Origin of the sequence: Blastomonas sp. CCH1-A6, from assembly GCF_001556365.1 — a bacterium.
GTDB classification, from domain to species: Bacteria; Pseudomonadota; Alphaproteobacteria; order Sphingomonadales; family Sphingomonadaceae; genus Blastomonas; species Blastomonas ursincola.
In genome coordinates this window covers 1-2,825 of sequence record NZ_LSIS01000171.1, presented here as the reverse complement: position 1 = coordinate 2,825, position 2,825 = coordinate 1, and the positions used below count along the sequence as shown (strand labels likewise).

The 2,825-nt window shown below is 64.9% G+C and carries 5 protein-coding genes; all 5 read left to right on the top strand.

Annotated features, from left to right (window positions below; translation table 11 throughout):
• Positions 1-159: 159 nt before the first annotated feature.
• The 5 genes from AX735_RS25695 to AX735_RS06915 are packed head-to-tail and all read left to right on the top strand — an operon-like array spanning position 160 to position 2,721.
• The gene (locus AX735_RS25695) at positions 160-309 is read left to right on the top strand and encodes a hypothetical protein (RefSeq protein WP_202189525.1); all 150 of its coding nucleotides are present in this window, start codon (positions 160-162) and stop codon (positions 307-309) included.
• Entirely contained in the window at positions 302-703 is a 402-nt protein-coding gene (locus tag AX735_RS06925; protein WP_156447442.1) for a hypothetical protein, read from the top strand. Before AX735_RS25695 ends, AX735_RS06925 begins: the two co-directional genes overlap by 8 nt.
• A complete protein-coding gene (locus AX735_RS06920) occupies positions 696-1,568 on the top strand; it encodes a DUF5131 family protein (RefSeq protein WP_066277681.1) in 873 nt (290 codons plus the stop codon). The genes AX735_RS06925 and AX735_RS06920 overlap by 8 nt, the downstream gene beginning before the upstream one ends.
• A complete protein-coding gene (locus tag AX735_RS25690) occupies positions 1,565-1,921 on the top strand; it encodes a helix-turn-helix domain-containing protein (protein WP_202189524.1) in 357 nt (118 codons plus the stop codon). Before AX735_RS06920 ends, AX735_RS25690 begins: the two co-directional genes overlap by 4 nt.
• Positions 1,921-2,721: a site-specific integrase gene (locus AX735_RS06915; RefSeq protein WP_202189523.1), complete on the top strand. Its 801-nt coding sequence runs from the start codon at positions 1,921-1,923 to the stop codon at positions 2,719-2,721. The genes AX735_RS25690 and AX735_RS06915 overlap by 1 nt, the downstream gene beginning before the upstream one ends.
• Positions 2,722-2,825: the final 104 nt, after the last annotated feature.

The following is a 2,825-nucleotide window of genomic DNA, read 5'->3' as shown; positions in this document are numbered from 1 at the left end:
GCCAATGACCGCCCCCGCCAAACGCGCGCCCCTGCCGCGCTTCACCCCGCAACCCCTGCGCCCCGGCATGATCGTGCAGAACACCGGGCGCACCCGTCTCGAGCATGGCGACTGGTCCATCGTGCGCGAGGACGGGTCCCGAGAGCCTTGGAGGAAGTGATGCGATTCCGATTTTTCAAACCGAAGGCCAAGGCCGAGCGCTTTGCCTGGCTCCCCAAGCGGATGAGCAACGGCACCTGGATCTGGCTCGAGCCTTACCGGCGCGTGTCGCGGGGCTATGGGTATTATGGGGAGAGGCGTGATGACTGACGCCCTGCCAGCCACCCGCGCGGCAGGCTTCGCCCCATGCCCAACCTGCGGCCAATACAGCCATAGCATCGGTGATGACCAGCTGGCCGCCGCGCTCATGCACTTCGAGGCGATGACCGATCACAGGGGCGACGGCATCCCGACGCAGCGCGTGTTCGATGATGCGACCCGCGATGCTGCGCAGGTGCTGATGGCTGCGGCGGTTAGCGAAGGCGCGCCGTTGCTGCGCTTTGCTGATGCCGAACAGATCGGCGTCGATTTGCACGACCGCTGGGAGAAAATGACCGGCCAGGCACCGATCGCCCGCGATGACATGGGCTGGGCCGATGTCGTGCAGTTCGTGGTGCGCCGGGCGCGCGAGATTGTGACCGAGAGGGAAACGAGCAATGGCTGAGCAATCGGCGATCGAATGGACCGACGCGACGGTCAATTTCTGGTGGGGCTGCACCAAGGTTGGGCCCGGCTGCGACGGCTGCTATGCTGAGGCGTGGGCGAAGCGGACCGGGCATAGCGTCTGGGGTGTCGGCGCGGAACGGCGCTGGATCAAGGGCGCGCTGCCTGGCCTGACGAAGCTCAACAGCAGCGCGGCAGCGTTCTACGAGCACAATGGCCGCAAGCGCCGGGTGTTCATGCAGAGCATGTCCGACCTGTTCGACAACGAGGTGCCTATCGAGTGGCTGGCGACGGCCTGGGGCGCGATCCACGCCTCGCGCGATCTCGATATCCAGATTGTCACGAAGCGCCTGACGGTGATCGAGAAGCGCCTGGCCGCATTCGCTGACCACCCTTGGGCAGCACGTTGGCCGCAGCACGCTGGCCTGATCATCAGTGTCGTCAATCAGGACGAGGCCGACCGCGATATCCCACGCCTGCTCGAGCTCAAGAAGAAGCTGGGCATCCCGTGGGTCGGGTTGAGCATGGAGCCGCTGCTGGGGCCGGTGGATTTGTCTAGCTTGCCAGTGGTGGACAGGCCGCTGCTGCGTTGCGATCCCTTGAACGGCATAGCCGAATGCGGGGGGCTTTCAGTCGATTGCCCCAAGATCGATTGGGTCATTGTCGGCGGCGAAAGCGGCCCCGGCGCGCGGCCCATGGCCAACGACTGGGCACAGGCGATCGTCGATCAGTGCCAAGCGGCCAGCGTCTCCGTGTTCGTCAAGCAGCTGTCCAACGGCGGGCCGAAGCCGATCAAGGATATCGAGCTGTTCCCCGAGGGGCTGCGCGTCAGGCAGTGGCCGGTTGTGGAGGAGCGGAAGGGATGACGGCCCACGCGCGCACCCAGCAGGCGGATATGCCGTTCAGCGTCCGCAGCCTGGCCGAACGCTGGTCATGCTCGGAGGGCATGATCCGCAAGATGATCAAGGACGGAACCTTGCAATGCTTCACGATCGGGACGTTAATCCGCATCCCCGTCGCCGAAGTGGAGAGAATCGAATGCAATCCCCCCCAGAATACACCGTCCAAAGGTTCAGGGGAGGGTTCGCCCTCGTCTGGCGAGACGAAGAAGGCAAGCGGCACCGGACCCGTCTCGCCGCGGCCGATCGGTTCAACGCCGAAGCGGAAGCCCGGCAACGCTGGCGGGGCAACGGTGCACCATGGACCGTGGAGCGCCTGATGCTGGCCTATATCGATGACCGCGAGGCAGCAGGTGTCGCCAGTGTCGAGCGGATGCGCGATGCGTGGAAGGCGATGCGCGCCTATTGGGCCGACCTGATGCCAGACGCGATCACCGACAAGCTGGCACAGAACTATAGCGCCACCCGCCGCGCCAGTGTCGCCACGATCAGGACCGAGCTCGGCATTCTCGCTGCAGCGCTCAACTTGGGCGAACGGCATGGTCACATCAAGCGCGCGCCGAAGGTGTGGCGACCGCAGGCCCCGGAGCGCCGTGAGCGCCATCTGACCAAGGCCGAGTTCCGCGCTTTCCTCGACGCCTGTGTCGCGCCGCACGTCCGGCTCTATGCCATCCTTGGCGTCACGACCGCGGCACGGCCGTCTGCCATCCTCGACCTGACATGGGACCGGGTGGATCTGGAAGCCGGCATGGCGAACCTCAATCCGGTTGGTCGAATCCAGACCGCCAAGCGCCGCCCGCGCGTCCCGCTGAACGATGTTGCGGTCGAGGCCTTGCGCGCCGCCTATGACGCTCGCCAGTCGATCTGGGTCATCGAGCGGGGTGGCCAGAAGGTCGGCTCGATCAAGAAGGGCTTTCTCGCCGCATCAGAGCGGGCAGGGTTCAAGGTGACCCCTTACACGCTGCGGCACACCGGAGCCGTCTGGATGGCCGAGGCGGGCGTCCCGATGCCGGAAATTGCGCAGTTCCTCGGGCATGATGATGACCGCACGACGCAGCGGCATTATGCTCGATTCAGCCCCCACTATCTCCGCAATGCGGCAGGAGCTTTAAAATGGTGAAGGTTCATTTGTTACCTCGGACCCCTGTGCAGATCGGTCCGAAAATGGCGGGAAGGCTGGTGGGCGTAGGAAGGATTGAACTTCCGACCCCTGCGATGTCAACA